Origin of the sequence: Bradyrhizobium sp. ORS 375, assembly GCF_000239775.1 — a bacterium.
Lineage (GTDB): Bacteria > Pseudomonadota > Alphaproteobacteria > Rhizobiales > Xanthobacteraceae > Bradyrhizobium.
Genome location: NZ_CAFI01000250.1, coordinates 1 through 6482 on the forward strand (window position 1 = coordinate 1; position 6482 = coordinate 6482).

Genomic DNA, 6482 nt, shown 5'->3' on the forward strand with positions numbered 1-6482 from the left:
ATCCTCGCGCCGCGGGAGGACGGAATGCCGCGCGATTATCCCAATCCGCCACCGGCCTATCGCCGCTAGCGGCCATCCATCGACAACGAGAAACAAACAAAAAGCAGATGATCAGGAGAGAGTAATGCGTGGACTGATTTCAGGACTTGTTGCCATCGTCGGCCTCGCCGCTGCAGGCAGCGCGCCCGCCGCCGCATGCGGTGCATCGGCCTGTGCGCCTTGCGGCTACGCGAGCCCGTGCGCGCCGACCGTCACCTATCAGCCGACCTACAGCTATCAGCCGGCCTACACCTATCATCCTGGCTACACCTACGGCTACGCCGGATGCGGCAGCTGCGGCGCCACCTATGAGCGGCTGCCCGAGCCGACCAGGCAGTACTACTACGTCAACCAGGGCCCGACCTATAGCGGTCCCGGCGCCTTCGCGCCGTATCCGGCCTATGAGGAGCGTGCGATCCCGGTCTATCGCTATCACCATCGCCACCACGCCTATGAGGCGACGCGCGTCGTCCCCGAAGTTGTGTATGGCCACCCGCACCGCGCCTACCGCTGGGGCGCGTCGTCGTATTATCATGGCCAGCGCGTGCTGCGCCGCTACTACTGATCGCTCTCTGAGCCGACCCGCAAACGCCCGCTCGCAGTCCGCGTGCGGGCGTTTTGCTTTGTCGCCCCAGCCGTTATCCGCGTATGCGGTGGACGCCGCCTCAACCGCCCATCAATCCGAGCCGGCTGGCTCCGACATAGAGCGCGAGCACGGCGGCGTTGGAGACGTTGAGGCTCTTGATCGCGCCGGGCATGTCGAGCCGCGCCACCACGCTGCAGGTCTCGCGCGTGAGCTGCCGCAGGCCCTTGCCTTCGGCGCCGAGCACCAGCGCCAGCGGCTGGCGCAGCGCGACCGCGGCAATGTCGGTGTCGCCGGCACTGTCGAGCCCCACGGTCTGAAAGCCGCGCTCGTTGAGGCGGGTGAGGGCGCGGGCGAGATTTTGCACCGTGATGATCGGGACCAACTCCAGCGCGCCAGAGGCGGATTTGGCGAGCACGCCGGTGGCCTCGGGGCTGTGCCGCGCCGTGGTCACGATCGCCTTCACATCGAACGCCGCCGCCGAGCGCAGGATGGCGCCGACATTGTGCGGGTCGGTGATCTGGTCGAGCACCAGAATCATGCCCTCCGGGCTCAGCGTGTCGATGTCCGGCGAGGGCAGGGGATCGGCCTCGGCGAGCAGGCCCTGATGCACCGCATCGGGACCGAGCCGCTGATCGATCTGGCTGGGGCGCAGAATCTCCGGCGTCACCCGCGTCTCGATCCGCTCGTCGGCCAGGCGGCGCGCGGCGTTCTCGGTGAGGTACAGCTTGCGAATCCGGCGCTTCGGGTTGGCGAGCGCCAGGGTCACCGTATGCCAGCCGTAAAGGATGACGGGGCCGTCCGAGCCGGAGTCGCGCTCCCGCCAGGCCTGCGGCCGGTCGAAACCGCGCGGTTTGCCGGTGAATTTGCCGCCTTGGCGGCGAAACGGGGGCTTTCGGTCACGTTCGCTCATGCCCTGAGCTTCTGTCACGGCCGGCGGATTCTGGCAATTTGGCACCGCCAAGACGGCAGTTTCGTCGGGAAAATTCGTCGGGAAAATTCGTCGCCGCTTGGTTGACTTTACGGTCCCGGTTCGATCATAAGGGCCCCGGCCGCGCGCAGCCCTCACCGGGCCCCGCGGCCTTACCGTCTCCATGGCGCTGATGGTCGCTCAACCGCTGTTTCCCGGCGGCCGGCCTTCAACTGCCATCGATGCGGGGGAGTGTCCCGAGTGGCAAAGGGAGCTGACTGTAAATCAGCCGCCTCATGGCTTCGCAGGTTCGAGTCCTGCCTCCCCCACCATCCTTCGACCGGTTAGACGAATCCCTCCAGCATTGTTGCGTTTGCCTTGAGCGGCGCCGGCGTGAGCTCTCGTCGCATGGGGGCCGGATTTCGGCCGGCTTTCCTCGTGACGCCCGCCACGCCGCGGCCAGACCGGCGTCATTGGATGAGTCAGATGACGCCATGACTGTTTCCCGCTGTTGCCATTCGTGTCTGCGCATCTCGGTCGCCTCGAAGGCGAAGCGGGGTGGACGCCAGTGGAACGAAGTCATCGTGCTGACATCGACGCGCTCAGGGCGATCGCCGTCACGATCGTCATTCTGTTCCATCTGAAGATCACCGGCTTCGAGGCGGGCTTCGCCGGCGTCGACATCTTCTTCGTGATCTCAGGCTATCTGATCACCGGGCAGATCCTGCGCGGCGTCAAGGCGGGGCGCTTCTCGCTCTCCGAGTTCTACCTGCGGCGCGCAAGACGCATCCTGCCGGCGCTGGTCACGACGGTCGCGCTGACATTTGCGGTGGGCTGGCTGTTTCTGTCGCCCGAAGCGTTGCGGCAGCTCGCCAAGGAAGCGACGCACGGGCTGCTCTCGATCTCGAACATCCAGTATTGGCGCGAGGCCAACGCCTATTTCGCACCGACGGCGGACCAGCTGCCGCTGCTGCATTTGTGGTCGCTGTCGCTCGAGGTGCAGTTCTATGCGCTCGCGCCGTTGCTGCTGATGGGGGCCGCCGGCGGTCGGCACGTGTTCCGGCTGATCGCGGCAATCGGCCTGGGTTCCCTGGTCGCGGCGGCGCTCTGGCTGCCGCATGACGCTGAAGCCGTGTTCTTCCTGACGCCGTTCCGGGTGTTCGAGTTCGCGCTCGGCGGCCTCGCCATTCCGCTTGAAGCCCGCCTCGCGGCGTCGCCGCGGGTGCGATCGATCGCGGCCGGCTGCGGCGACGTCATCCTGCTCGGCAGCCTTCTCGTCATCGGCCGCTATCAGGCCTATGCAGGCGTCGCGGCCCTCGTGCCCTGCATCGCCGCAGCGATCATCATCGCCGCCAACGCCCCGACCTCACTGCTGATGGCGCGCCCGGTGCGCGCCGTCGGCATCATCTCGTATTCGCTCTATCTCGTGCATTGGCCGGTGATCTTCTTCGCCGGCTTCATCTTCGGCGACGCCGCGCAGACGACGGCGGGGGCATTGGCTCAGCTCGCGCTGATCGCCGCGCTGGCGACGCTGATGTTCGCCGTGGTCGAGCAGCCGCTGCGCCAGCTGCCGTGGCCGCGCCTTGCGCAGGTCGCGAGCTTCGCGACCGTGCTCATCGTCGGCGCCGGCCTGGCCCACGTGACGTTCCGCGCCAATGGCGTCGTCTCGCGGCTGCCCGACCAGCAGCGCGCGCTGTTCCAGCTGCAGGGCTTCGGCCTGAACAAATGCGGCCGTGCGGTTGGCCGCCTCTGCGCCTTCGGCGATCTCGCCGGGACGAGGGGCGTCGAGCTGCTTGGCGATTCCTATGTCCAGCAATATGTCGCGGCGCTCGACGAGTCCTTGAAGGCGCGCGGCATGATCGGGCACGTCTCGACGATGAGCGGCTGTCCGACGCTCACCGGCCTCATGGCCGAAGGACCGCGCGCGCAAGTGTGTGCCGAGCTGCGCGACAGCGAGTTGCCGCGCATCAGGCGATCTCCGGCCGACTTCGTCGTGATCGGGCAGGCCTGGCAGAACTATCTCGATCTGGGTGAGGGCCCTCAGGCGCAGGCCCGCAACGCCGAGGTGGCGAAGCATCTGGCTGACACGATACGCCTGCTCGATCGGCCGGGCCGCCATTTCCTCGTCATCGGCGGCCAGGTCCGGCCCGTGAACTGCACCTTCGATGCCCTGCGCATGCTGCCGGGCCCGCGCTGGCACGCGCCCGCCCGTCCCTGCGATCCCGTGCCGAAGAGCGAGGCGGTCGCTGCCAACGCCACCATCGATGCTGTGCTGAGCGAGGCGATCAGGCCGCTGGCCAAGGTGACCTTGCTGCGACCTTCCGAGGTCTATTGCGACCGGGATTGTCCGGTCGTTCAGGACGGCGTCTGGCTGTTCCAGGACGCTGGACATTTCACGGTGGCCGGCGCGCAGCGCATGGGCGAGCGCGCCGCCCCGATCTTCGCGACGTTCCTCGCCGACGATTAGCCGCGAGAACGCGCTGCGTCGTGCTCATTCGCTCTTGGGCGCGAGCGTCGCGGCCAGGATCGGCGATGTCCGAACGAGGCCGTCGGCCACCAGCGCCGAGCCCTGCGCGGTGAAATGGCCTTCGTCCCAGGCGATCGGCGTGCCGTCGGAGGTCTGCAGCACGCACTCGTCGCCGGGGCAGAGCAGTGTGAGCAGCGAGACGTAGTCCGTCTGTTGCACCTCGTTCACCAGGGCACGCAGCTGCGTGTCGACCTCGCCGAACAGAGCCGGCGTGTGGCCACGTGTCGAGACGCCGAAGCGTTGCGTCGCGACCAGGAGGTGCGGCACGGGCCGATCGAATTGCGGGCTGGGTCCGACCACGACGACCTTGCTCCCGGCCTCCGTGCCGGCCTTGACCATGGCCAGCAGGCTTGCACGCGCGGCCGGCGTCAGCGCCGTGCGCGTCCAATTTCCGGAGAGGATGACGACGTCGGGTCGGAGGTCGCGCACCACGTGGGAGAATTGCTGATTGAACGCCACACAGCCGGTCGACTGCCCCGGTTCATCGTAAGGGACGCATTGGGCCATCGTCGCGCGCAGCAGCGTCGCCGGCGGCAGCGCGCGCTTGAGGCCGAAGGTGAGGTGCGCCGCATGGCTGTCGCCCCACAGCAGCACGTTCGGGCGGGGGCCCTTTGCGAGGCAGTCGGATCGCAACGCCCGCAGCGTCTGACCTGGATCCAGAAAACAGGAGCCCTCTTCATAGACCGTCTGGTGGTCGTAGCCGATGAAGTCCGCAATGTCCCGCTGCTGCGGTGAGAATCGCGCCGGGAACCCGGACCAGCTCATCATGACCAGGCTGGCCGCAAGCGCCGCCACGCCGGTCGCCGCAAGTGCGCGCGCCGTGACCGGCCAATCGGCGCGGCGGGACGGCTGCTCGATCAGGTAGAAGCTCGCCAGCGCCAACACCGCGCAGACGCCGAGCAGCACCAGCTTGTCCATCGCCGAGCCCGGCGGTCCCCAGATCGCGGTGGCAAACGAGACCACTGGCCAGTGCCATAGATAGAGCGAGTAGGACCACAGCCCGACCGCGATCAGCGGCCGGATCAGAACGAGCACGGTCCTGCTCGACGCCGGCTGCGCCCAGATCACTGCTGCCGTTCCAAGGCAGGGCAACAGCGCGGCGACGCCGGGATAGGGCGTGCGCGGCGAGAATATGTTGACGGAGGCGCCGAGCGCGATCCATCCCAGCGCGGCCGCGCCGATCCGGAGCCGCTGGCTGTGCGGCGCCGGAATCGCTTCCACCGCCAGCAGCGCGCCCAGCGCCAGCTGCCAGGCGCGCGCCGGCAGCAGATAGAATGCCGCCGCCGGCTGCAGCCGGGTCTGGACCACACAGAGCGCGAACGAGATCGCGCAGATCGCACTCAGGCTTGCCAGCATCTGCCAGCGCCGCAGCGCGAAGATGGCCAGCGCCAGGGCCGGGAACAGCAGATAATATTGCTCCTCGACGCCGAGCGACCAGGTGTGCAGCAGCGGCTTGCTGATCGCCGCGGCATCGAAATAGCCCTGCTGCATCCAGAACAGGATGTTCGAGGAGAAGGTGAGCACGGCCAGCGCCTGCTGTGCCGTCGAGACCGTGTCCTGCGGCAGCAGGATCACGCTGGCGCCAAGCAGCGTGGCGCACAACATGGCGAAGGCCGCCGGCAGGATGCGGCGGGCCCGGCGGCGGTAGAACGCCGCGAAGGAGAAGCTCCCTGCGCTCGCCTCGGCGTGGATGATCCGGGTGATCAGGAAACCGGAGATGACGAAGAACACGTCCACGCCGACATAGCCGCTGCGAAACGGCGAGATGTCGTAGTGAAACGCAATCACCGACATGACCGCGAAGGCGCGTAGGCAGTCGATGTCGGGACGATAATCTGTTGAACTCAAGATGGCTGTCCGGAAGGCTTGCAGGCGGCTGTCGTCACCTGCCGGGCGGCTAGCGCGCACGGCGACCCTGGCACGCCCGGATTGCAACCGCAATGCGGGACGCCTTCGTCATTGTGCAGGCAAGACACAATGCCATTGAATCGACATGGCTTCGCGACCTCTGCGCTTCGGCTTCACAGACTTGCCTCAATAGCGTGTTGGCGTCGCCTGAGTTTGTGCGTCGAGCGAGCGTGTCATGCGTACATTGGGGCGGACGGCCGGCCGAGCCGGATTGTTGTGCGGCTTTGTTCTATTTCAGATTGCGATGACTGCGCCGCTTGCATGGGGAGCAGAGGCCGGAAGCGCCGCGGCGGCGGTGCCCGGCACCGCCAGGGACGGCGGGCCGTTCGGCGGATGCGAGCCGATCGGTCTCACCGCGTCCGGCGAGCTGGTGTTTCCGCTCGAATGCAAGAAGCTGATCAAGAAGCCGGCGGACGCGCCCGTGGCGGCTGACGACAAGGCGGCTGCCGAGGACAGGACGGCCTCCACCGACGCGAGGCCGTTGCCGGGCCCGTCCGCCGCCACGCAGGTGCCGG

The 6482-nt window shown here is 67.5% G+C and carries 4 protein-coding genes, 1 tRNA gene and 1 pseudogene; 4 read left to right on the forward strand and 2 right to left on the reverse strand.

What is annotated here, in order from left to right; genetic code table 11:
* Nucleotides 1–124: 124 nt before the first annotated feature.
* Nucleotides 125–604 carry a hypothetical protein gene (locus BRAO375_RS19345; protein WP_009029142.1) on the forward strand — a complete coding sequence of 160 codons (480 nt, stop codon included), beginning with the start codon at nucleotides 125–127 and terminating at the stop codon, nucleotides 602–604.
* A 100-nt stretch (nucleotides 605–704) separates the two neighbouring features.
* Here the strand turns inward: BRAO375_RS19345 and rlmB are convergent, their stop codons facing one another.
* On the reverse strand, nucleotides 705–1535 hold the full coding sequence (gene rlmB / locus BRAO375_RS19350) for a 23S rRNA (guanosine(2251)-2'-O)-methyltransferase RlmB (protein ID WP_035641241.1): 831 nt from the start codon (nucleotides 1533–1535) through the stop codon (nucleotides 705–707).
* Nucleotides 1536–1778: 243 nt separating this feature from the next.
* Between rlmB and BRAO375_RS19355 the strand changes: the two genes are divergently transcribed.
* A tRNA-Tyr gene (locus tag BRAO375_RS19355) sits at nucleotides 1779–1864 on the forward strand.
* 236 nt (nucleotides 1865–2100) lie between these two features.
* Nucleotides 2101–3999 carry an acyltransferase family protein gene (locus BRAO375_RS19360; RefSeq protein WP_009029144.1) on the forward strand — a complete coding sequence of 633 codons (1899 nt, stop codon included), beginning with the start codon at nucleotides 2101–2103 and terminating at the stop codon, nucleotides 3997–3999.
* A gap of 24 nt (nucleotides 4000–4023) precedes the next feature.
* Here BRAO375_RS19360 and BRAO375_RS19365 read toward each other — a convergent pair whose 3' ends face one another.
* Nucleotides 4024–5907, reverse strand: coding sequence for an acyltransferase family protein (locus BRAO375_RS19365; RefSeq protein ID WP_035641235.1), 1884 nt, complete (start codon nucleotides 5905–5907; stop codon nucleotides 4024–4026).
* 304 nt (nucleotides 5908–6211) lie between these two features.
* Here BRAO375_RS19365 and BRAO375_RS19370 point away from each other — a divergent pair.
* Nucleotides 6212–6482: pseudogene (locus BRAO375_RS19370) on the forward strand (hypothetical protein); the annotation flags it as partial.

Bases quoted from the DNA above. Each gene is read 5' to 3' on its own strand.
- BRAO375_RS19345 (WP_009029142.1), top strand. From the start codon at position 125: ATGCGTGGACTGATTTCAGGACTTGTTGCCATCGTCGGCCTCGCCGCT.
- rlmB (WP_035641241.1), bottom strand. From the start codon at position 1,535: ATGAGCGAACGTGACCGAAAGCCCCCGTTTCGCCGCCAAGGCGGCAAA.